General features: G+C 65.5%; 16 protein-coding genes. 11 read left to right on the top strand and 5 right to left on the bottom strand.

What is annotated here, in order from left to right; genetic code table 11:
- Positions 1-124 precede the first annotated feature (124 nt).
- The 4 genes from ISG32_RS11660 (at position 125) to ISG32_RS11645 (ending at position 7,908) form a co-directional block, all read left to right on the top strand.
- Positions 125-4,279 (top strand): YhdP family protein, encoded by a 4,155-nt coding sequence (locus tag ISG32_RS11660; RefSeq protein ID WP_194771187.1) that lies wholly within the window; start codon positions 125-127, stop codon positions 4,277-4,279.
- Positions 4,276-5,091 carry a carbon-nitrogen hydrolase family protein gene (locus tag ISG32_RS11655; RefSeq protein ID WP_194771186.1) on the top strand — a complete coding sequence of 272 codons (816 nt, stop codon included), beginning with the start codon at positions 4,276-4,278 and terminating at the stop codon, positions 5,089-5,091. Before ISG32_RS11660 ends, ISG32_RS11655 begins: the two co-directional genes overlap by 4 nt.
- 106 nt (positions 5,092-5,197) lie before the next feature.
- Entirely contained in the window at positions 5,198-7,279 is a 2,082-nt protein-coding gene (locus ISG32_RS11650) for a two-component system sensor histidine kinase NtrB (protein ID WP_194771491.1), read from the top strand.
- Entirely contained in the window at positions 7,279-7,908 is a 630-nt protein-coding gene (locus tag ISG32_RS11645) for a response regulator transcription factor (protein ID WP_194771185.1), read from the top strand. Before ISG32_RS11650 ends, ISG32_RS11645 begins: the two co-directional genes overlap by 1 nt.
- A gap of 302 nt (positions 7,909-8,210) precedes the next feature.
- On the opposite strand, the gene ISG32_RS11640 is transcribed toward ISG32_RS11645, so the two are convergent.
- Positions 8,211-8,855, bottom strand: a complete 645-nt coding sequence (locus ISG32_RS11640; protein WP_194771184.1) for an OmpA family protein — start codon at positions 8,853-8,855, stop codon at positions 8,211-8,213.
- Positions 8,856-9,150: 295 nt separating this feature from the next.
- On the bottom strand, positions 9,151-9,291 hold the full coding sequence (locus ISG32_RS11635; RefSeq protein ID WP_194771183.1) for a hypothetical protein: 141 nt from the start codon (positions 9,289-9,291) through the stop codon (positions 9,151-9,153).
- Here ISG32_RS11635 and mltA point away from each other — a divergent pair.
- Complete coding sequence (mltA, locus tag ISG32_RS11630; RefSeq protein WP_323745934.1) at positions 9,224-10,429, top strand: murein transglycosylase A; 1,206 nt, start codon at positions 9,224-9,226, stop codon at positions 10,427-10,429. The genes ISG32_RS11635 and mltA overlap by 68 nt on opposite strands.
- 15 nt (positions 10,430-10,444) lie before the next feature.
- On the opposite strand, the gene ISG32_RS11625 is transcribed toward mltA, so the two are convergent.
- Positions 10,445-12,178, bottom strand: coding sequence for an MFS transporter (locus tag ISG32_RS11625; RefSeq protein WP_194771181.1), 1,734 nt, complete (start codon positions 12,176-12,178; stop codon positions 10,445-10,447).
- A 212-nt stretch (positions 12,179-12,390) separates the two neighbouring features.
- On the opposite strand from ISG32_RS11625, the gene ISG32_RS11620 reads away from it, so the two are divergent.
- Together ISG32_RS11620 and ISG32_RS11615 are read left to right on the top strand one after the other, a co-directional pair.
- Positions 12,391-13,131, top strand: coding sequence for a hypothetical protein (locus ISG32_RS11620; protein WP_194771180.1), 741 nt, complete (start codon positions 12,391-12,393; stop codon positions 13,129-13,131).
- Positions 13,128-13,886, top strand: a complete 759-nt coding sequence (locus tag ISG32_RS11615; RefSeq protein WP_194771179.1) for a hypothetical protein — start codon at positions 13,128-13,130, stop codon at positions 13,884-13,886. The genes ISG32_RS11620 and ISG32_RS11615 overlap by 4 nt, the downstream gene beginning before the upstream one ends.
- Positions 13,887-13,972: 86 nt before the next feature.
- On the opposite strand, the gene ISG32_RS11610 is transcribed toward ISG32_RS11615, so the two are convergent.
- Entirely contained in the window at positions 13,973-14,455 is a 483-nt protein-coding gene (locus tag ISG32_RS11610) for an Lrp/AsnC family transcriptional regulator (protein WP_194771178.1), read from the bottom strand.
- Positions 14,456-14,630: 175 nt separating this feature from the next.
- On the opposite strand from ISG32_RS11610, the gene ISG32_RS11605 reads away from it, so the two are divergent.
- Positions 14,631-18,266, top strand: coding sequence for an indolepyruvate ferredoxin oxidoreductase family protein (locus ISG32_RS11605; protein WP_194771177.1), 3,636 nt, complete (start codon positions 14,631-14,633; stop codon positions 18,264-18,266).
- A 92-nt stretch (positions 18,267-18,358) separates the two neighbouring features.
- On the opposite strand, the gene ISG32_RS11600 is transcribed toward ISG32_RS11605, so the two are convergent.
- Positions 18,359-18,541, bottom strand: coding sequence for a hypothetical protein (locus ISG32_RS11600; RefSeq protein WP_194771176.1), 183 nt, complete (start codon positions 18,539-18,541; stop codon positions 18,359-18,361).
- A 551-nt stretch (positions 18,542-19,092) separates the two neighbouring features.
- Here ISG32_RS11600 and yajC point away from each other — a divergent pair.
- The 3 genes from yajC (at position 19,093) to secF (ending at position 22,437) form a co-directional block, all read left to right on the top strand.
- Complete coding sequence (yajC, locus tag ISG32_RS11595; protein ID WP_194771175.1) at positions 19,093-19,422, top strand: preprotein translocase subunit YajC; 330 nt, start codon at positions 19,093-19,095, stop codon at positions 19,420-19,422.
- 118 nt (positions 19,423-19,540) lie between these two features.
- Positions 19,541-21,466, top strand: coding sequence for a protein translocase subunit SecD (gene secD, locus ISG32_RS11590; protein ID WP_194771174.1), 1,926 nt, complete (start codon positions 19,541-19,543; stop codon positions 21,464-21,466).
- A gap of 14 nt (positions 21,467-21,480) precedes the next feature.
- Positions 21,481-22,437, top strand: coding sequence for a protein translocase subunit SecF (secF, locus tag ISG32_RS11585; RefSeq protein ID WP_194771173.1), 957 nt, complete (start codon positions 21,481-21,483; stop codon positions 22,435-22,437).
- Positions 22,438-22,512 lie beyond the last annotated feature (75 nt).

Genomic DNA, 22,512 nt, shown 5'->3' with positions numbered 1-22,512 from the left:
CGCGCACTGTCACAGCATGAGCGCAACCGGCAGTCTCTGCACGGCTGTACATCACGACACCATCTGTGCAGAACTCAAGGAGACAGGGCGGGTCATAATTCCACACACAAATCAACCTTTCTCCATGACCGAGCAGCCCTCCCATCCATCACGTCTGCTGCATTTTCTTGCAGGGTTCGCGCGGTGGTCGCTGGGGCTGCTGCTGGCTTTCTGGCTGCTGGTCGCTGTCGCCTGGGGCTTGCTGCACGGCTTCATTGTGCCGCGTATCGGGGAATTCCGTCTGCAAGTACAAACCCAAGCCGAGAAGGCGCTGGGGGTACCGGTGCGAATCGGGGGGCTGGCCGCACAGAGCGAGGGTCTGATACCCACGCTGGAGCTCTCCGACGTGCAACTGCTTGACCCCATGGGGCGTGAGGCATTGCGGCTGCCGCAGGTGGTCGTGGCGGTGTCGCCGCGTTCGCTGCTGCGCCGGGGCTTCGATCAGCTCTATGTGAAGGCGCCCGAGCTCGACGTGCGCCGCGACGCGAACGGCAGCATCCATGTGGCGGGTCTGCCGATCACCGGCGGCGCGGAAGGCGGCGACGGCTCCGGGCTCGAATGGCTGTTCTCGCAGGGCGAGGTTGCCATCCTGAACGGCAAGGTGCGCTGGACGGACGAACTGCGCGAGGCGCCGCCACTTGAACTCACGGACGTGAATCTGGTGCTGCGCAATGGTGCATGGCGTCACCGCATGCGGCTCGACGCGACGCCGCCCGCTGGCTGGGGCGAGCGCTTTTCGGTGCGCGGCGTGTTCCGCGAGCCGATTTGGTCGACCCGGGGCGGCGACTGGCAGACCTGGAGCGGCCAGATCTACGCCGATCTGCCCAACGGCGATGTCTCGCGCCTCAATGAATATGCGGACCTTGGCGCGCTCACCGTCGGGGAGGGCGAAGGCGCGGTGCGCGCATGGATCGACGTGCGGCAGGGCAAGATCACCGGCGGCGTGGCGGACGTGGCGCTCAAGGAGGTGCGCGCCACGCTCGGCAACAAGCTCGAGCCCCTGTCGCTGCAGTCGGTCAAGGGCCGCGTGGGCGCGCAGCAGTTCGACAATGGTTTCGAGGTGAGCGTGCAGAACCTCTCGTTCGTGGCTGACGATGGCCTGAGCTGGCCCGACACCACGCTGTTCTTCCGCCAGACTGGGGCGGATCCGATGAATCCGGCGCTGGAGCAGGGCGAGCTGCGCGCCAGCCAGCTCAATCTCGCGGTGCTTGCGCAGATCGCCGACCGCCTGCCGCTGGGCAAGGCGGTGCATGATCCCCTGCGCCAGATCGCGCCGCGCGGCGTGGCCCGCAACGTGCAGGCGACCTGGCACGGCCCGCTCAGTGCGCCGCGCCAGTATCAGGCCAACGGTCTGATCGAGGACCTCACGATGGGCAGCACGGCCAAGGGCGAGCCGGGCGGCTCCATGCCCGGCATCGCCGGTGCGCGCGTGCAGTTTGCGCTCACTCAGGCGGGTGGCAATGCGACGCTGGCGATCAGCAATGGCGCTCTGGTGTTCCCCGGCGTGTTCGAGGAGCCCGCGATTCCCCTGCAGAAGCTTTCGGCCAACGTGAACTGGACCATCGACGGCGAGCGCATCGGCGTGGACGTGCAGAACGTGAAGTTCGCCAACGCGGACGCGGCCGGCGAAGCGCGCGCGAGCTGGCACACGGACGATCCGCGCAAGTCCTCGTCGGGCTCGCGCTTTCCGGGCGTGCTTGACCTCTCGGGCAGCGCCACGCGCGCCGACGGCACCCGCGTGCACCGCTATCTGCCGCTCGGCATTCCCGAGCACACGCGGCACTACGTGCGTGACGCCGTCAACACCGGCGTGGCGACGGGCATGCAGTTCAAGGTCAAGGGCAACCTGCACGACTTCCCGTTCAGCAAGCCGGGGCAGGGCGATTTCCGCATCGCCGCCCAGGTCAAGAACGTCAACTACACCTATGTGCCCGCGTCGCTGCAGGCAGCGGGCGAGCTGCCGTGGCCGCAGCTCACGGGGCTGTCCGGCGAGCTGGTGTTCGAGCGCTCGAGCATGCAGATCAAGAATGCCAACGGCACGCTGGGCGGGCTGGCTGCGGTCAAGGTGCGCAACGCGAACGCGGAGATTCCCAATCTTGACCATCCCGTCGTCGGCGTGGACGCGCACGCCGTGGGGCCGCTCGCCGACATGCTCGGACTGGCGCGCAAGTCGCACATCACCCAGCTCACCGAACACGCGCTCGACCAGGCGGTGGTGAGCGGCAACGCCGAGCTCCGGCTGCAGCTCAGCCTGCCGCTGGACCACATCAACGAGTCCAAGGTGCAGGGCAATGTGAAGCTGCTCGGCAACGATGTGCAGTTCACTCCCGACGTGCCGCAGGTCACGCAGGCGCAGGGCTCGGTGCAGTTTTCCGAGGGCGGCTTCTCCATCGTCGGCGTGCAGGGACGCGCGCTCGGCGGCGATGTGACGCTGGAGGGCGGCATGCGCACGCTGTCCGCGAGTTCCGCCCCCCCGCCGCAGCCGCTGCCCGCCGGGCAGAAGGCCATCGTGCAGGTGCGTGCCCAAGGCGTCGCCACGGCTGAAGGGCTGCGCGCGGTCGCGCCTGCGGGGCCGCTGGCCGATCTGGCGAAGCACGCGAGCGGCACCACGCCGTATTCGGTCCAGGTCGGCCTGCGCCGTGGCGTGCCCGAGCTGCTGGTCAACGCGTCGCTGCAGGGCATGGCCGTCGACCTGCCCGCGCCGCTGGGCAAGACCGAGCAGAGCGCCATGCCGGTGCGTTTCGAGACCCAGCTCACGCCGCAGTCGGTGGAAGCCGCCGCGCATCTGCCGCTGCAGGAGCAGCTCACGGTGGATGTCGCCAACGTGGGTGGCGTGCACTACGTGCGCCAGTTGGGTGAGGCCGGCCAGCCGGGCAAGGTGCTGCGCGGCGCCATCGGCGTGGGGCTGCCCGCGGGGCAGGCGCCGCGCCTGCCGGAGTCCGGCGTGACGGCCGATCTGGTGCTGGGTGACGTCGATGCGGCCCCGTGGCATGCGCTGGCCAAGGCGGTCGCAGACCAGCCCACTTCGGCCTCCGTTTCCGCGGCGGCCGATCCCGAGCTGCAGGGCTACAAACCCTCGCGCATCAACGTGCGCGCCCAGTCCATCGCCCTGGGCGGGCGCACGCTGCATCAGGTGGATGCGAGCGTGACGCGGCACAAGGACCTCTGGCGGGTGAACGCCAAGGCAGAAGAGCTCAGCGGGCTGATCGAATACCGCCTCGCGAGCGACACCGTGCCCGCGCCGGGGTTGATCTACGCGCGTCTGGATCGCCTCAGAATTCCGCAGACGCAGGACACGGTCGCAAGCGCCAACGACCTGCTTGACGACCAGCCGCGCACGCTGCCCGCGCTGGACATCGTGGTGCAGGATTTCCAGATACACGGGCGCAACCTCGGCCGCATCGAGGTGCTGGCGCGCAACGCCACCACCGGCGACGGGCGGCGCGAATGGCGACTGGCGCACCTGAATCTGATCACGCCCGAGGCCACGTTCACCTCCAGCGGCAACTGGGCGCTGCTTGGCGGAACGGGCGCCAACGCGCAGCGGCGCACGGCGATGAATTTCGAGCTGGACGTACGCGATTCGGGCGACCTGCTCGCGCGCTTCAACATGCCCGGCGTGGTCAAGCGCGGCAAGGGCAAGATGACCGGACAGGTCGCGTGGCTTGGCGCGCCGCTGTCGCCGGACTATTCCTCGATGACCGGGCAGGTGCATGTGGACATGCAGGCCGGGCAGTTCCTCAAGGCCGATCCGGGGCTGGCCAAGCTGCTCAGCGTGCTGAGCCTGCAGTCGATTCCGCGCCGCCTGACGCTGGACTTCCGCGACGTGTTCAGCGAAGGATTCGCGTTCGACTTCGTGCGCGGCGACGTGCATGTCGATCGCGGCGTCGCGACCACCAACAATCTGCAGATGAAGGGCCTGAACGCGGCCGTGCTCATGGAGGGCAAGGCCGATCTGGAGCACGAGACGCAGGACCTGCGCGTGGTCGTGGTGCCCGAGATCAACGCGATGACCGCGTCCCTCGTCGCCACCGCGATCAACCCGGTGATCGGGCTCGGCAGTTTTCTCGCGCAGGTGTTTTTGCGCGGCCCGCTGATCCAGGCCGCGACGCAGGAGTTCCGCGTCGACGGCACCTGGTCCGATCCGCGCGTGGAGAAGGTCAAGCGCAGCAAGGCGGTGACGGGCCAGTCGGACCAGTCCGCCGATGCGCGGCATGAGTCAACAGGAGAGACGCAATGAAGATCGCCGCGATTCAGATGGTCTCGGGCACGGGGCTGGACGCCAACCTCGCCGCCGCCCGCAGGCTGCTCGAGGAGGCTGCCGCGCGCGGCGCGGAGCTGGCCTGCCTGCCCGAGTATTTCTGCGTGATGGGCCACAAGGACACCGACAAGCTCCAGCTGCGCGAGGAGCCCGGACGCGGCCCCATCCAGCAGTTTCTCGCGGACGCCGCGCGTGAGCTGGGCCTGTGGATCGTGGGCGGCACGCTGCCGCTGCGCGCACCGAGCGAGGACCATGTCTACAACACCACGCTGGTCCATTCGCCCGACGGGGAGTGCGTCGCGCGCTACGACAAGATTCACTTGTTCCGCTTCGACGGCGGAAGCGAGCAATTCGACGAGGCCCGCGTGATTTCGCCCGGAACGCAGCCGGTTCGCTTTACCATCACGGCCCGGGATGGTTCGGCCTGGCGCGTGGGGCTGTCGGTCTGCTACGACCTGCGCTTTCCCGAGCTGTACCGCGCCCATGCGCGCGCCGGGGCGGACCTGCTGCTGGTGCCGAGCGCCTTCACTTTCGTGACCGGCAGCGCGCACTGGGATCTGCTGCTGCGCGCGCGGGCGGTGGAAAATCTCGCCTACGTGCTGGCGCCCGCGCAGGGCGGCGTGCACGAGAATGGCCGCCGCACCTGGGGACACAGCATGCTGGTCGACCCCTGGGGCACGGTGCTGGCGCAGCGCGCACAGGGCGAGGGCGTGGTGATCGGCACGCTCGATCATCGCCAGTTGCGCGAGATGCGCGCGCAACTGCCCGCTCTTGACCACCGGGTCCTGTAGACGGTCGCATGGTTCGTTGGTTTGAATCCGCCGATGCCGCATCCACGGCACGCGGCGCAGCACACATTGGGATGGAATGGAAAACGTGACGCAGGCCTCCGGGTCGATGGCATCGTCCTCATCGTCGTCGGCGGCCTCGGTCGTTGACGACGCGCTGCCGCAGTGGCAGCTGCACCGCTGGCACAGCGCCTGGCGTCGCTGGTCGCTGTGGTCGCTGCTGGTGCTGCTGGTGGCGAGCATGCTGATCACGCTGGTCTGGCTGGCAGGGCGCTACGAGGCCAGCCAGGTGCAGTCGCGCGTGGAGCGCGATGCGGCCGATGCCGTCTCCGACATCCGCATCGCCTTTGCGCACAACGTCCAGAACATGCAGTCGCTGCAGATGGGCGAGCCCGATCTGGCCAACTGGGAGAGCCGCGCGAGCGATCTGCTGAACGCGCGGCGCGAGTTGGTGCGGCTGGAATGGCGCGATTCGCAGCTCAAGGTGCGCGCGCATGCCGAATCACCGTTTCGCCCCATGACCTGGGACCCCGCGGACGGCGGCAACAGCATCCATTCCGACATGAATCTCTCGTGCACCAACGCGCGGCGCGTGGGCGGACCTTCGTATTCGAGCAGCTACTTCCAGCCGCTGCCCAACGGCATGGGCTCCGAGATGATGGAGCTGTGCCTGCCGCTGATGGACGATGGACGCGTCACCGGGTTTCTGATCGCCACCTATTCGCTGCAGACCGTGCTCGTCGATCTGGTCGCGCCCAGTCTGCAGCGCGGCCAGGAGGTGTCGTTCACCGAGGCCGACGGCACGCGTCTGGCCGTGGTCGGCGCGATGCGGCGCGGCACGCGCATGTTCACCGCCCAGCAGCTGTTCGACCTGCCCGGCACCACGCTGATCCTGCGGCTGGACAGCTGGCACGCCGCGCCCAGCGTGTTCCCCAACGTGCTCACCGCGCTGGTCACCGCCATGTCGATCGCGCTCGTCACCGTGCTGATCGTGCTGGTGCGCGACAACCGCAGGCGCCTGCGCGCCGAGCGCGATCTCGGCGAGGCGCTGGCGTTCCGCAAGGCCATGGAGGACTCGCAGGTCACGGGACTGCGCGCGCGCGATCTCGATGGCCGCATCACCTACGTGAACCCGGCCTTCTGCGAGATGGTGGGCTTCACCGCCGACGAGCTGATCGGCCACACCAACCCGCTGCCTTACTGGCCGCCGGAGCTGGCGGGCGAGTACAGCGCGCGCCAGATGGTGCGCATGTCCGGCAACCACATTCCGCCGCGCGAGGGCTATGAATCGACCTTCATGCGCAAGGACGGCACGCGCTTTCCGGTGATGATCTACGAGGCGCCGCTGATCAACGCGCAGGGCCTGCACACCGGCTGGATGGGCTCGTTCCTCGACGTGAGCGAGCAGCGCCGCGTCGAGGAAATCTCGCGCGCGTCGCAGGAGCGGCTGCAGGCCACGGCGCGTCTGGCGACGGTCGGCGAGATGGCCTCGCTGCTCAGCCACGAACTCAACCAGCCGCTCGCCGCGATCTCCAGCTATGCGACCGGCTCGCTCAACCTGCTGCAGACCGACCAGCCCACGGCCAGCCCGCCGTCCGAGAATCTGGCCGATGTGCGCGTGGGCATCCAGCGCATCGCGCAGCAGGCCGAGCGCGCGGGGCGGGTGATCAAGAGCGTGCACGACTTCGTGCGCCGCCGCGACCAGTCGCGCGAGTCCGTCAGCGCGCAGGAACTGGTTGACGCCGTGCTGCCGCTGATCCGCCTGCAGGCCCACAAGCTGCGCGTGCACATCCAGATCATCATCGAGCCCGAACTTCCCGATCTGCTGTGCGACCGCACCATGGTCGAGCAGGTGCTGCTCAACCTGGCGCGCAACGGCATGCAGTCCATGGACCACCCCGACATTCACCCGCGCGTGCTCGAAATCCGCGTGCGCCGCGCCGCCTCCAACGCGCAGAACAAGTGGCTGGAGTTCTCGTTCAGCGACATGGGTGCGGGCATCAGCGATGATGTGGCCGCGCGCCTTTTCACGCCGTTCTACACCACCCGCGCCGAGGGCATGGGCCTCGGCCTGAGCCTGTGCCGCACCGTTGTCGAGCAGCATGGCGGCTTTCTCGGGCACATGGCCCGCGAGCCTCGTGGTACGGTATTCACTTTCACCCTCCCAGCATTTCAACCAGAAGCCGTCTGATGGAACCCGTCTCCAACGCCACCGTATACATCGTCGACGACGACGCCGAAGTGCGCGAGGCACTCGCCTGGCTGCTGCGCTCGCGCCGCGTGCCGAGCGAAGCCTACGACAGCGCCGAGTCCTTTGAGCTCATGCTCAGCGAACGCCTGCCGCAGCGCCAGCCCTGCTGCCTGTTGCTGGACGTGCGCATGCCCGGCATGAGCGGTCTGGCCCTGTTTGACCGCATGATCGAGCGCGGCGAGGTGGCCGCCATGCCGGTGATCTTTCTCACCGGCCACGCCGACGTGCCCACGGCGGTGGCGACCGTTAAGCGCGGCGCGTTCGACTTCTGCGAAAAGCCGTTCTCGGACAACCAACTGGTCAACCGCATCGAGGCGGCCTTGGCGCAGTCGGCGGCTTGTCTTGAGGCGTCGAAGGCCAAGCACCAGGTGAAGGATCGGCTCGGTGAGCTCACGGACCGTGAGCGCGACGTGATGCGGCTGGTGGTGGAGGGGCTGCCCAACAAGCTGATTGCGGATCAGCTCGATATCAGTGTGCGGACGGTGGAGGTGCACCGGGCGCGGCTGTTTGACAAGATGCAGGTGAAGTCGGCGGTGGAGCTGGCGAATCTGTTGCGCGACAACGCGTGACGGTTGGGCCTTGGCCCTTGGTTGAGGGCGGAGGCCGGGACTGCCCCCGGCTGGGCAGTCACTTATTGCTTGCGCGCAAAAAGTAACCAAAAAGCGCGCTCTGAATACCCGCGGCAGAACTCACTGCGCGACTGCGTCGCTCCGTTCGGACAACCGCCGCGAGCCAGTTCTGAAGAGGTGTGTTCGGCACTCCGCTGCGCTCGTGCCTCACTTGTTGTTTGCGCTTTGCCCAACAAAAAAGGGCAGCCACTGGGTGCTGCCCTTGCGTTGGCCTCCTGCTGGTGAGGCCTCCATCATCCGTTTCAGCCTTGGCGCTGGCCCACGTAGATTTCCACGCGGCGGTTCTTGGCGCGGCCTTCGCCGGTGTCGTTGGTGGCGATGGGCTCGCGTGAGCCTCGGCCTTCGACCTGGATGCGGGAGCCGTTCACGCCGTGCGAGGTGATGTAGTTGCGTGCGCTGCTCGCGCGGTCAAGGGAGAGGGGATTGTTGATGGCGTCGGTGCCGGTGGAGTCGGTGTGGCCGACGATGCGCACTTCGGTCGCGGGGTTGTTGCGCAGACCTTCGGCGAACTTGTCGAGGATGGGCTGGAAGTTGGGCTGGATGTCCGAGCGGTTGGTCGCGAACGAGATGTCGCTCGGGATGTCGAGCTTGAGCTGGTTGTCGGTCGTCTGCGTCACGACCACACCCGTGCCTTGGGTGGCGGCCTGCATTTCCTGCTTCTGGCGCTCCATGTGCTGCGACCACAGGTAGGTGCCGAGGGCGCCGACGCCCGCGCCGATCACGGCGCCCGAGCCGGCATGTCCGCCGGCCATGGCGCCGACCGCCGCGCCGCCCAGCGCGCCTACGCCCGCACCGGTGGCGGTGCGGCGTTGGGTGTCGCTCATGTTGGCGCAGCCGGTGGCCAGCATGACGGCAGCGAGGCTTCCGATGAGTAGGGTTTTACGCATGGTGAATAACTCCTGAGTTTCTGTGTGTCCGCTCGCCGCTTGATGCGGACTGAGCGAATCGCTCTTCCTTCGCGGTACGGGCGGAGGCGGAACGAAGGTGAGAATGAAAAGTCGAAAAGTCGAAATGTTCAACGGGTGTTCAACGGGCCCGTGACGACGGACTCTGAAAGGCAGAGTAGCAAGACGTCGATTCGGGGTCTGTAGGACGCGCCCGCGCATCAGTGGCGAGGGCCTCTTACGCAAGAGCGAAGGAAGTGCAAAACTGTGTCAAAACCCCCGTGCATTGGAAATGCCCTCAGTCGGCGCTATCCTTGTGCTCCGGTGCGACACTGGCGCTTGGCGGTTCTCCCTTCTTGCGGCCAGAGAACATTGTCCACCAGACAATGACGACCAAGATGACCAGCGCCAACAGTGCTTCAATCAAAATCAACACCATGAATTTTCGACTCCTGCGCCTGGTTGCAACGACGCTGATTGTAGGAACGCTCGCGGCCTGCTCGACCAAGCCCCCACAGAGCACTGCTCCATCGACCGAATCACCGACGTCGTCCACGGGTCCCGAATACCACCCCGTTCCCGGAACGCTCAATCAGTCCAAGAGCCGCTGGGTGCCGGTGGAGTGGAACGATCTGCCGGGGTTCTCCGACGATGCGCTGTTCGAGGCATGGAACGCATGGCTGCGCAGTTGCGAAAAACCGGCTCCCGCGTTCGCGCCCCTGTGCGCCGACGTGCGCCGTCTGTCCATTGCCAATGGTGAGGAGCAGCGCAGCTGGATGATGAACAAGCTGCGTCCCTACCGCGTGGAGGGCAACGACGGCAAGGTCGACGGCATGCTCACCGGCTATTACGAGCCGTTTCTGGACGCCGCGCGTGCGCCGGGCAATGGTTTCAACGTGCCGCTGTATGGCCCGCCCGCCGATCTCGGCGTGCGCAAGCCCTGGTACACGCGTCAGCAGATCGACACCCTGCCCGCCGCACAGGCCGCGCTGCAGGGCAAGGTGCTGGCGTGGGTGCGCGATCCGGTCGAGGCCATGGTGCTGCACATCCAGGGCTCGGGCCGCATCCGCGTGCAGGAGCCAGACGGCACGGTACGCGTGACGCGACTGGCCTTTGCGGGCACCAACGACCAGCCCTACAAGAGCATCGGCAAGTGGCTGCTTGACCAGGGGCTGGTGCGCGACGCGACCTGGCCCGGCATCACCGCGTGGACCGTGCAGAACCCGCAGCGCGTGAACGAGCTGCTGTGGGCCAATCCGCGCTTTGTGTTCTTCAAGGAGGAGCAACTGAGCCCGCTGGACGCCGCCTTCGGCCCGCGCGGCGCGCAGGGCGTGCCGCTCACCCCCGGCCGCTCGATCGCCGTGGACCGCGCGAGCATTCCGTATGGCACGCCCGTCTGGCTGGCATCGACCGGCCCGACCGTGCAGCTCTCACGCCTCGTGCTCGCGCAGGACACCGGCAGCGCGATCCTCGGTCCGGTGCGTGCCGACTATTTCACCGGCTGGGGACACGAGGCTGGCGAAGTGGCAGGCCGCCTGAAGCAGAACCTGCGCCTGTGGGCGCTGTGGCCGCGTTGAACGCGGCTTGCTGGCTTACTCGATCTCCACCACGTAGCGCGTGACCACCGGCGGGTTCTCGCCCACGTGGAATGCGAGTCTGCGGTCCCGCAGTGCCATGTCCGCGTTGGTCGAGCGATCGAAGCGGCGCAGATGCTCCACCCATGACTCGTCGAGGATGCGCTCCACATAGCGGCGTGGGTCGGCGATGTCGTGCTCCAGCTCCCAGTGCAGCGCGCCCTGCTGCAGGCGCGTGCGGCGGCTTTCCTTCATCACCGCGCGGAATTCCTGGGCGCGCGCCGGGTCGATGAAGTATTCGATGGTCACCACCAGATGCAGTCCGGCCTCGGGCGTGGTGCTGGCGTTGGGGCGGATCAGCATGCGCGCGGGGCTCAGGTCTTCTTCGGGCTGGCGGTTGCGCACCACGCGCAGGACCAGCAGCATGACGATCACGCCCGAGGCGGCCGCAATCCCGAGGCTGATGTGCACGCTGAACATCGAGGCCACCTGGCCCCAGAGCGCCGCCCCGGCCGCGGTCGCGCCCATGATGCACATCTGGTAGATCGACATGCCGCGCGCGCGCACCCAGTTGGGCAGCACGAGCTGGGCGGCGACGGTCAGCGAATTCGCCGTGGTGATCCATGCCGCACCGGCCAGCACCATGGCCGGCACGGCGATGTAGACATTGGGCGCGACGGCGACGACGGCGGTCGCCACGGCCTGGGCGATGGTGCCCACGCGCACCAGCTGGTCGAGCGTCATCAGCTGCCGAAGGCGCGGCAGGAACATGGCGGAGCCGATGGCGCCCGCGCCCATCGAGGCCAGCAGCAGTGTGAACGTGCCCGCGCCGCCCGCTTCGAGCTCGCGCGCCACCAGCGGCAGCAGCGCCATCAGCGCCGTGGCGTGGAAGAAGAAGATCGAGATGCGCCAGAGCACCGCGCGCATCGCGGGCGACTCGCGCACGAAGGTCAAGCCCACGCGCATGGCGCTGGTCAGGCGCTCTCGGCCCAGCGGATTGTCCGGATGCACGCGGCGCCAGCGCATGATGGTGAAGCCCGCGACCAGCGACAGCACGGCGTTGAGCACGAACACCCACGCGCTGCCCGCGCTCGCGATGATCGCGCCGGCCAGCAGCGGGCCGATGATGCGCGAGGCGTTCATCGCCACACCGTTGAGCGCCAGTGCCGCTGGCAGTTGCTGGCGGCTGACCAGCTCGGGCACGATGGCGGCGAACACCGGCCAGCGCATCGCCAGCCCGATGCCGTTGGCGAACGTGAGCGCCAGCAGCAGGTGCGCCGACATGCCGCCGCTCAGGATCGCGGCGCACAGCACCATGGCCACGCCCGCTACCCAGAACTGCGTGACCATGAAGTATTTGCGGCGATCCAGAATGTCCGCCAGCGCGCCGCTGGGCAGCCCGAGCAGGAACACCGGGGCGGTGGACGCCGTCTGCACCAGCGCCACCAGCACGGGCGAGGTGGTCAGCGTGGTCATCAGCCAGGCGGTCGCCACGTCGTTCATCCACATGCAGGTGTTGGCGACGATCCAGGTGGCCCAGAGCATGCGGAACACCGGCACGGACAGCGGCGCGAAGGGCGACTGCGCGGCACGCTCGGCGGCGCCGCGCTTGAGCTCGGCGGCGGCGGCGGCTTCGGCCTGATCGGCCTCTGCGCAGTTCTTGCGGGCGGCGGACTGGTCGCTGCCCGTGGCGTGGTCCGAGGGCGAGTCAGCGGGCGTCTGTGTGGTGTCGTGGGATGGCTGAGATGGCATGCAGGGGGAATTGTCGCTTTGTACGTGGCAGTTTGCATGCCGATTGGATTTCCGCAATTCGGAAAAACCGAAAAAAGAAATGCGGTGAATTGTTGTACGCCTTGTTTCAACAAGCACGCGGCCATCGCCGCGCCTTGTGATTCAATTGATGATAGCTATTAAACGCATCAATCAATATACCCAACCATCCATTCGATGAGAGGCACTCCCAGATGGCGACCTACAAGATTCCCGGATCTCTGTGCGCAGCGGACAGTCGTCAGATCGCTTTCGGCAACGCGTTCGACCGCGCCTGCAGCGCGGCCATCACCAACCAGCAGCTCGAGGGGCTGAGTGTCGACATCGACGTGGCGGATCAGGACGACGATCACCAAGCGCTCGCCGCCATCGCCTACGGTGAGGCATCCACCAAGGACGTCTACGAGGAGCTGGCGGCCATCGCCAACGTTGTGGTGCGCATGATGCGTGCACGCGGGTACAGCGCGGTCCGAGCGTTTCTCACCGGCGACAAGACCTATGCCTATGGCGTGAAAAGCGTGCGCTACGGCGTGTATTCCAATTCGTCGATGGCGGGCATCACGCGCAGCCGGGGCATGATGCTGGCCCTGCGCGCGGCCGAGAACGCCCTGTCGGCGAATCCCACGGACTACTCCAACGGAGCCTATTTCTGGGAAGGGGCGGACTTCGCCGAAAAGGTGAAGAAGGGCAAATCCAGCCAGCGCTATGAACGGGGGTTCAAGTTCACCAAGCCCGAGCACAATATCTACGGCATGAAGGACAACATTCTTCCCAAGACGACGGTGTACTGGAAGGACGCCAGAAACAAGGACACAACACGGGTTCGCGGCGAATATGAGTACGCCTACGAAACCACGGCCGCGTACGGCGGCACGGTATTCATCCGCTACGCGCCGCAATGGGTCAGCGCGACGGGAGGCAAGGAGTGGCAATGAGCTGGCTGCCTGGCGGGTTGGTGCTCTGCGCGCTGTGGGCGGGCGGCGCGGCGGCGGCGAGCGCGGCCCCGGCCTTGCAGCAGCCTCTCACGCATGCGGCGCTGCACGAGGCGTTCACGGGCAGCCGGGAGCTGAAGTGGACCGTGAATCAGGGCGTGCGCTTCGGATGCCTCGAGAGCCAGCCACAGCAGTGCGAGGCCCGCATCGGCAAGCTCGTGATCTCCCAGCCGGGCGGCCTCATCTCGTACAAAGGCAAGCCCGTGCCGCTGCGCGCACAGAGCCCTTTGGCGACGTCGGCAGGGCTGGCGGATTTTCCTGCGCTCAACGTCGCCAACCCGCTGATCAAGACCACCGCGTGGCGCAAGCAGGGCGTGAACGCCATCTGCGTGACCTACGCCTACGACAGCTTCAACGGCGGCGCCGGGCCGCTCGATGCGCTGGTGATGATTCTGGCGGACCAGCGGCGCGCGGTCGCCTACCGCTTTGATGGCTTCTACAGCAACTGCGACAACTGGCGCAGCGACGGCAGGGGGCGATTCGTCTATGGCGGCATCGAACTGTTGCCCGAGGCACAAGCGACCGAGGTGGACCCTGAGAAGGACCGCAAGGCGCTGGTCTGGAATCTCTGCACGCTGGACGGCTGCTCGCGCGCCGAAGATCGGCGCGAGGTCTATCAGGACGGCAGCACCTGGAGCACCGAGCCCGCGCAGCCGCCGTTCCGCTATGACAGCGCGCGTGGCGAGACGGGCAAGTAGATAGACACAGACAGCAGAGACAGACAGGGCGATGTAGACAGACTAGGCAATGGTCTTGTGGCCGCGGGCTCCATTCCCGCGCTCCTTCATCGCTTGGGGAATATGCCGTCGAGCGGCAATGCGCCGGATGCCTTGACCTCGCCCAGCGAAAAGCTCGTGTGCATGTCCTTCACGTTGGGCAGATTGAGCAGCACATTGCGCGCGAACTGCGAGAAGCTTTCGAGATCCTTGGCGACCACCTGGAGCTCGAAGGTGCCGCTGCCGCTGATGTAGTGGCACGAGACCACCTCGGGAATCTTGGCGATGGCCTCTTCCATGGCCTTGGTCAGGTCGCCCGTGTTGCGCAGGGCGTCGAGCCGCACGAAGGCCAGCACGCCGAGGCCGATCTTGTGGCGGTCCAGCGCCGCGTGGTAGCCGAGGATGTAGCCGGCTTCCTCCAGCGCACGCACACGCCGCCAGCACGGCGCGGCCGACAGACCGACGCGCTGGGCCAGTTCCGCATTGGTCAGGCGCGCGTTGATTTGCAGCTCCGAGAGGATTAATAGATCGAATTTGTCCAAACTTTCCATAACGGGATTGTTTTTGGAAAGGATCTTTCGCGCATTGGGGTAAACACGGCAAAAAAAGCAAACACATATCCGGGCCGCGCGCATACACTGCGCGGATACGGGCAACATCCAAAATGCCCGAAATATTGACGCCGCTCAAAAGGCGGTGCCCCACACAAACGATGGAGACAAGGCCATGAACGCCCCGCTGCCTGAATCAGTTCGCCGCGCGCTGGAAACCGTATCGCTCGAAGACAAATACACATTGGACTCGGGTCGAGCCTTCATGAGCGGAGTGCAGGCGCTGGTGCGTCTGCCCATGCTGCAGCGCCAGCGCGATGCGATGCAGGGGCTGAACACGGCGGGCTTCATCAGCGGCTATCGCGGCTCGCCGCTCGGCACATACGATCAGTCGCTGTGGGCCGCCAAGAAGCATCTGGCCGAGAACAACATCGTCTTCCAGCCCGGCGTGAACGAGGAACTCGGCGCGACCGCCGTCTGGGGCACGCAGCAGCTCGATCTCTACCCGGACACCAAGAAGTTCGACGGCGTCTTCGGCATCTGGTACGGCAAGGGCCCCGGCGTGGACCGCTGCTCGGACGTGTTCAAGCATGCGAACATGGCGGGCACGTCCCGGCACGGCGGCGTGATCGCGATCGCGGGCGACGACCACATCAGCAAGAGCTCGACGGCCGCCCACCAGAGCGACCACATCTTCAAGGCCTGCGGTCTGCCGGTGTTCTTCCCGAGCAGCGTGCAGGACATCCTCGACATGGGTCTGCACGCGTTCGCGATGAGCCGCTTCTCGGGCCTGTGGTCGGGCGTGAAGACGATCCAGGAAGTCGTGGAATCGTCCTCCAGCATCTCGGTCGACCCGGACCGCGTGAAGATCATCCTGCCCGAGGACTTCCAGATGCCGCAGGGCGGCCTGCACATCCGCTGGCCCGATCCGCCGCTCGAGCAGGAAGCGCGCCTGATGGACTACAAGTGGTACGCCGCGCTGGCCTATGTGCGTGCCAACAAGCTGAACTACAACGTCATCCAGGGGCCGAACGACCGCTTCGGCATCATCGCCAGCGGCAAGGCGTTCAACGACACGCGCCAGGCGCTGGCCGATCTCGGCATCGACGAGGACACCTGCCACCAGCTCGGCATCCGCCTGCACAAGGTCAACGTGGTGTGGCCGCTCGAGGCGACGATCACGCGCGACTTCGCACAGGGTCTGCAGGAAATTCTGGTCGTCGAGGAAAAGCGCCAGGTCATCGAATACCAGCTCAAGGAAGAGCTCTACAACTGGCGTCCCGATGTACGCCCGAACGTGTTCGGCAAGTTCGATGAAGTGGACGACGTGGGCGGCGAGTGGAGCATGCCCAACCCGAGCCAGAACTGGCTGCTGCGCCCCAAGGCCGACCTGACGCCCGCGATCATCGCCAAGGCGATCGCCAAGCGCCTCAAGAAGGTGGGCGTGCCGGACGATGTCGCGCGCCGCATGGACGAGCGCATCGCCGTCATCGAGGCCCGTGAACGCGCCCTGACCGAGCCCAAGCAGGAGATCGGTGACCGCGTGCCATGGTTCTGCAGCGGCTGCCCGCACAACACCAGCACCCGCGTGCCCGACGGCTCGCGCGCGGTGGCGGGCATCGGCTGCCACTACATGACGACGTGGATGCCCGACCGCAACACCAGCACCTTCACCCAGATGGGCGGCGAGGGCGTGACGTGGGTTGGCCAGGCGCCGTTCACCAAAGAGAACCACGTGTTCGCCAATCTCGGCGACGGCACCTACTTCCACAGCGGCCTGATGGCGATCCGCCAGAGCATCGCCTCGGGCGCCAACATCACCTACAAGATCCTGTACAACGATGCGGTCGCGATGACCGGCGGCCAGCAGGTCGGCGAGCGCCCCGAGGGCCACTCGGTCGCGCAGATCGCGCACAGCCTGCGCGCCGAAGGCATCGTCAAGCTGGTCGTGGTGACCGACGATCCCGCGAAATACCATGGCCGCGAACACCATGTCGACCCGAGCGGCGCGCGCGCCAAGCATGCCGAGCTGATCAACGATCTGCCGCCCGGCATCGAGGTGTTCCACCGCGACGAACTCGACCGCATCCAGCGCGAATTCCGCGAGATCAAGGGCGCGAGCGCGATCATCTACGACCAGACCTGCGCGACCGAAAAGCGCCGCCGCAGGAAGCGCGGCAAGATGGCCACGCCCGCCAAGACCGTGCTTATCAACGAGCTGGTCTGCGAAGGCTGCGGCGACTGCTCGACCAAGTCGAACTGCCTGTCCGTCGAGCCGGTGGAAACCGACTTCGGCCGCAAGCGCCGCATCAACCAGAACTCCTGCAACAAGGACTACTCCTGCGTGAACGGCTTCTGCCCGAGCTTCGTGACCATCGAGGGCGGCGAGCTGAAAAAGCCGAAGAAGGAAAAGAAGGGCGACCTCACGGCGCTGCTGCCGATTCCCGAGCCGACGCTGCCCGTGGCCGAAAAGGCGTGGGGCATCGTCGTCGCCGGTGTCGGCGGCACGGGCGTGATCACCATCGGCTCGTTGCTCGGCATGGCCGCGCACCTGGAGGGCAAGGGCGTGATCACGCAGGATGCCGCAGGTCTTGCGCAAAAGGGCGGCTCGACCTGGAGCCACATCCAGATCGCCAACCGTCCCGAAGCGATCTTCACCACCAAGGTGGACACGGCCAAGGCCGACCTCGTGATCGGCTGCGACCCCATCGTCGCCGCCCACAAGTCCACCCTGTCGGTGATGCAGCCGGGCCGCACGTTCGTGGCCCTCAACACCAGCGGCACGCCATCGGCCGCCTTCGTGGGCAACCCGAACTGGCAGTTCCCCAAGGACGGTTGCGAGAGCGCGATCTCCGAAGCGGTCGGCTCCGATCTGCTGGGCGTGTTCGACGCCGAACAGGTCGCGGTGCAACTGCTTGGCGACAGCATCTACACCAACCCGCTGATGCTCGGCTACGCCTGGCAAAAGGGCCGCGTGCCGCTCACGCTCGCGTCCCTGATGCGCGCCATCGAGCTCAACGGCGTGCAGGTCGACAACAACAAGGCCGCCTTCGAATGGGGCCGCCGCTGCGCCTACAAGCTCTCCGAAGTGCAGGCCCTGTTCCAGGCCGCACAGGTGATCGAGTTCGTGAAGAAGCCAAGTCTGGCTGAAATGGTGCACAAGCGCGTCGAGTTCCTCACGGGCTACCAGAACGCCGCATACGCCAGGCAGTACAGCGACTTCATCGAGAAGGTCAAGCAGGCCGAAGCCAAGCTCGGCCCGAGCACCAAGCTGTCCGAAGCCGTCGCGCGCTATCTGTTCAAGCTCATGGCCTACAAGGACGAATACGAAGTCGCGCGTCTGCACACCGACCCGGTGTTCGTCTCGAAGATCGAGAACATGTTCGAAGGCGACTACCGCATCGTCCACCACCTCGCGCCACCAGCCACCGCGAAGAAGAACGACAAGGGCGAGCTCGTCAAGAAGAGCTACGGCCCGTGGATGCGCAAGGCGTTCGGCGTGCTCGCCGGGTTGAAGGGCCTGCGCGGCACGGCGCTCGATCCGTTCGGCAAGACGGAGGAGCGGCGCACCGAACGTGCTCTGATCGCGGAGTACCGCGCCAGCATCGAGGAGGTCCTCAAGGGCATGAACGCCCGGAATCTTTCGCTGGCGGTGGACATCGCCCGCATTCCCGAGGAGATTCGGGGCTATGGGCATGTGAAGGAGCGGCATCTGCATGCGGCTCGTTCGAAGTGGGCGGGGTTGATGGGGCAGTGGCGGGGCGAGCCTTCTTCTACTACTACTTCTTCTGAGGCTCGCGCTCGGGTTTGAGTTGGCTTGTTTTTGGTTTCTGCTCTTGGATTGAGGGCAGAGGCCGGGACTCGCCCCGGCGGGCGAGTAACTTTTTGGTCTTGCCCAAAAAGTCACCAAAAATGCGCTTTGAAGTCCTCCGGCGGAACTCGCTGCGTTCCTTCGTCACTCCGCTCGGGCAACCGCCGGAAATCAGTTTGGGAGAGGTGTTTGCGGCACATCGCTGCGCTCGTGTCGGTGACGTTGGTGGAGTTGGGTTGGGTGACAAACGCCCGCTGCACTTTTTGAGTGTTCAATGCCGAGACTTCTGCACCCACATCTCGCGAAGTCGCGAGATGCTGCACGAGCGAAGCGATGTGCAGTCAATTCCTCTTTAAAACTGACTCGCGGCGGTTGTCCGAGCGGCGCGCGCAGCGCGAAGCGAGTTCTGCCGCGGGTATTGAAGAGCGCGTTTTGGGTTACTTTTTGCGCGCAAGCAAAAAGTGACTCCGCCGCCGGGCGGAACTCCCGGCCTCTGCCCCCAGCAAAGCAGCAAAAGCAAAAGCAAAAGCAAAAGCAAAACAAAAGCCACCCCTCACGCCATGCCCCAAACAGACCACCAGATCCATTTCCCAATACAGGAAATTTATCAAAAACAATAGCAAACTCAGTCGGCAGCACAGCAACCGAAAGCATTTATTTGCGCATTGCACATTGCAATGGGAAACTCCGCGCCCATCTCATGCCCTGACCTGATTCGGGCTTTGGTGCGCCGCCAAGAGAGCGCACGAATACAATGTCCTGTTGCTTTGGTGAAAGCCAAGTGTCCTGTTTCGACCATCCATACTGTTAGAAGTGGAGTCTTCAAGTGTTTATTTCTTCTGCCTTTGCCCAAACCGCTCCTGCCGCCGCTGAAGGTGGCCTGATGGGCTCGCTGTCCGGCATGCTGCCGCTGGTGCTGATGTTCGTGGTGCTGTACTTCATCATGATCCGTCCCCAGATGAAGCGCCAAAAGGAGCACCGCGCCATGATCGACGCGTTGGCCAAGGGTGATGAAATCGTGACGGCCGGTGGTCTGCTGGGCAAGGTCAGCCGCATGGGTGAAGGTTTCCTGCACGTTGAACTCGCCGAAGGCGTGGAAGTGCAGATCCAGCGCAGCGCCGTGACCCAGGTGCTGCCCAAGGGCACGCTGAAGTAATTCTGCGCCTGGTTCCTTGCGGGCGTGCATGGTGCATGTCCGTCGTCGATGGACCGCGCAGCCCGCTTTGTCTGGCGCTGTCGGCCCGTCACTCTCCGTGATAGTGAAGAGCGCGATCATGAACCGATATCCGGTCTGGAAATACGCGATCATGGTGATCGTGTTGCTGTTGGGGGTGCTGTACACCCTGCCGAATTTCTTCGGCGAAGCCCCTGCGGTACAGGTGTCGTCCCTCAAGGCGACGGTGAAGGTGGACAACGCGGTACGCCAGCGCGTGGAAGAGGCTTTGAAGGCCGACGGCATGCAGCCGGATTCCGTCGTGCAGGAGGGCAACTCGGTGTTCGCCCGTTTCGACACGGTGGACAACCAGGCCAAGGCCAAGACGGTCATCGAGAAGGCGCTGATTCCCGACTCGAGCGATCCGACCTTCATCGTGGCGCAGAACATGCTCTCGCGTTCGCCGGCCTGGCTGACCGCGCTGCATGCCCGCCCGATGTATCTGGGTCTGGACCTGCGCGGCGGTGTGCACTTCATGCTGCAGGTGGACATGGCGGCTGCCATCACCAAGAAGGTGGAGTCCTATGCGGGTGATCTGCGCTCGAGCATGCGCGACAAGAAGATCCGCCATGGCGGCGTGAGCCGCAACGGCGACGCGGTCGAGGTCAAGGTGCGCGACGATGCGACGCTGACCGCCGTGCGCAATCTCATCTCCGACAATTTCCCCGATCTGGTGGCGACCAGCAGCCCGGAAGGCGACGGCTTCGCGCTGCGCGCGACGATCAAGCCCGAGGCGCTGCGCAAGGTGCAGGAGCAGGCGCTCAAGCAGAACATCACGACGCTGCACAACCGGATCAACGAACTCGGCGTGGCCGAGCCGGTGATCCAGCAGCAGGGTCTGGACCGCATCATCGTGCAATTGCCCGGCGTGCAGGACACCGCCAAGGCCAAGGACATTCTGGGCCGTACCGCCACGCTGGAAGTGCGCATGGTGGACGAGAGCTCCGAGGCGCGCTCGGCCGAGATGGGCCAGGGCCCCGTGCCGTTCGGCAGCGAAAGGTATCTGGATCGCTCGCAGATGCCGGTGATCGTGAAGAAGCAGGTCGTGCTGACCGGCGAGAATCTGAACGACGCCCAGCCCGGCTTTGACGGCCAGACGCAGGAACCCACCGTGAACCTCACGCTGGATTCCAAGGGCGCGAGCATCTTCAAGCAGGTGACCGCTGAAAATGTGGGCAAGCGCATGGCCATCATCCTGTTCGAAAAGGGCAAGGGCGAGGTCGTGACGGCGCCGGTGATCCGCTCCGAAATCGGTGGCGGCCGCGTGCAGATTTCCGGTCGCATGACGACGCAGGAAGCCAACGACACCTCGCTGCTGCTGCGCGCCGGCTCGCTGGCCGCGCCGATGGAAATCATCGAGGAATACACCATCGGCCCAAGTCTGGGTGAAGAAAACATCTCGCGCGGTATCCACAGCGTGGTCTGGGGCATGGTGGCGATCGCCGTGTTCATGTGCTTCTACTACATGCTGTTCGGCGTGTTCTCGACGATCTCGCTGGGCGTGAACGTGCTGTTGCTGCTGGCCGTGCTGTCGATGCTGCAGGCGACCCTCACGCTGCCGGGCATTGCCGCCATGGCGCTGGCGATCGGCGTGGCGATTGACTCGAACGTGCTGATCAATGAGCGCATCCGGGAAGAACTGCGGGCCGGCGTGGCGCCGCAGCAGGCGATCTCGGCCGGTTACCAGCACGCCTGGGCGACGATTCTGGACTCCAACGTGACCACGCTGATCGCGGGTCTGGCGCTGCTGGCCTTCGGCTCCGGCCCGGTGCGCGGCTTCGCGGTGGTGCACTGCATCGGCATTCTGACCAGCATGTTCTCCGCCGTGTTCTTCTCGCGCGGTCTCGTGAACCTCTGGTATGGCCGCAAGAAGAAGCTCAAGAGTCTCTCCATCGGTCAGGTGTGGAAGCCCGAGGGCGATACCGGACATCGCTCCGTGGCATCCGCACGCACCGCCAACGCTGGTGACAGCGACAGCGAACTGTAAGAAAGGGGAAGACCATGGAGTTTTTCCGGATCAAAAAAGACATTCCGTTCATGAAATACGCGTTGATCCTCAACGTGATTTCATTCGTCACTTTCGCGCTGGCCGTGTTCTTCTTGATCACGCGCGGGCTGCACCTGTCGGTGGAGTTCACTGGCGGCACGGTCATGGAAGTGGCCTACAAGCAGACGGCGGACATCGGCCAGGTGCGTGACGCGGTCGCCAAGGCCGGGTTCACGCAGGACGTCACGGTGCAGAACTTCGGCGGATCGCGCAACGTGATGATCCGTCTGCCGGTGCAGAAGGGCGTCACCTCGGCTCAGCAGAGCGAGCAAGTGCTCACCGCGCTGAAGGCGGCCGATCCCGAAGTCGAAATGCGACGCAACGAGTTCGTCGGCCCGCAGGTGGGCGAGGAACTGGTGCACGGCGGCCTGATGGCGCTGGGCATGGTGGTGCTGGGCATCGTGATCTATCTGGCGTTCCGCTTCGAGTGGAAGTTCGGCGTCGCCGCAGTGATCGCCAACCTGCACGACGTGGTGATCATTCTGGGCTTCTTCGCGTTCTTCCAGTGGGAGTTCTCGCTCTCGGTGCTGGCCGGGGTGCTGGCGGTGCTGGGCTACTCGGTCAACGAATCCGTGGTGATTTTCGACCGGATCCGCGAGGCGTTCCGCAAGTTCCGCAAGCTCAACACGCATGAGGTGATCGACCACGCCATCACCTCGACGATGAGCCGCACGATCATCACCCACGCCTCGACCGAGGCGATGGTGCTGTCGATGTTCTTCTTCGGCGGCCCGAGCCTGCACTACTTTGCGCTGGCGCTGACCATCGGCATTCTGTTCGGCATCTACTCCTCGGTGTTCGTCGCTGCGGCCATCGCCATGTGGCTGGGCGTCAAGCGCGAGGATCTGGTGAAGACGTCCGCGCGCAAGGATCTGGATCCGAACGATCCCAACGCAGGGGCGACCGTATAAGCAAAAGTCCAACAGTCAGGGGATCCTTGTCGCCGGCGTGCCATTCTTGATACAAAATCAAGGTGACAAGCGGCG

This window comes from Diaphorobacter caeni, assembly GCF_015354245.1.
Lineage (GTDB): Bacteria > Pseudomonadota > Gammaproteobacteria > Burkholderiales > Burkholderiaceae_C > Diaphorobacter_A > Diaphorobacter_A caeni.
This window is presented reverse-complemented; position numbering and strand designations above follow the sequence as displayed.

Excerpts from the sequence above, each read along its gene's own strand:
- ISG32_RS11625 (WP_194771181.1), bottom strand. The coding sequence starts at position 12,178 with ATGCCATCTCAGCCATCCCACGACACCACACAGACGCCCGCTGACTCG.
- ISG32_RS11635 (WP_194771183.1), bottom strand. The coding sequence starts at position 9,291 with ATGGTGTTGATTTTGATTGAAGCACTGTTGGCGCTGGTCATCTTGGTC.
- ISG32_RS11610 (WP_194771178.1), bottom strand. The coding sequence starts at position 14,455 with ATGGAAAGTTTGGACAAATTCGATCTATTAATCCTCTCGGAGCTGCAA.
- ISG32_RS11615 (WP_194771179.1), top strand. The coding sequence starts at position 13,128 with ATGAGCTGGCTGCCTGGCGGGTTGGTGCTCTGCGCGCTGTGGGCGGGC.
- ISG32_RS11620 (WP_194771180.1), top strand. The coding sequence starts at position 12,391 with ATGGCGACCTACAAGATTCCCGGATCTCTGTGCGCAGCGGACAGTCGT.
- ISG32_RS11645 (WP_194771185.1), top strand. The coding sequence starts at position 7,279 with ATGGAACCCGTCTCCAACGCCACCGTATACATCGTCGACGACGACGCC.
- ISG32_RS11640 (WP_194771184.1), bottom strand. The coding sequence starts at position 8,855 with ATGCGTAAAACCCTACTCATCGGAAGCCTCGCTGCCGTCATGCTGGCC.
- secF (WP_194771173.1), top strand. The coding sequence starts at position 21,481 with ATGGAGTTTTTCCGGATCAAAAAAGACATTCCGTTCATGAAATACGCG.
- ISG32_RS11655 (WP_194771186.1), top strand. The coding sequence starts at position 4,276 with ATGAAGATCGCCGCGATTCAGATGGTCTCGGGCACGGGGCTGGACGCC.
- ISG32_RS11660 (WP_194771187.1), top strand. The coding sequence starts at position 125 with ATGACCGAGCAGCCCTCCCATCCATCACGTCTGCTGCATTTTCTTGCA.
- ISG32_RS11650 (WP_194771491.1), top strand. The coding sequence starts at position 5,198 with ATGGCATCGTCCTCATCGTCGTCGGCGGCCTCGGTCGTTGACGACGCG.
- ISG32_RS11605 (WP_194771177.1), top strand. The coding sequence starts at position 14,631 with ATGAACGCCCCGCTGCCTGAATCAGTTCGCCGCGCGCTGGAAACCGTA.
- secD (WP_194771174.1), top strand. The coding sequence starts at position 19,541 with ATGAACCGATATCCGGTCTGGAAATACGCGATCATGGTGATCGTGTTG.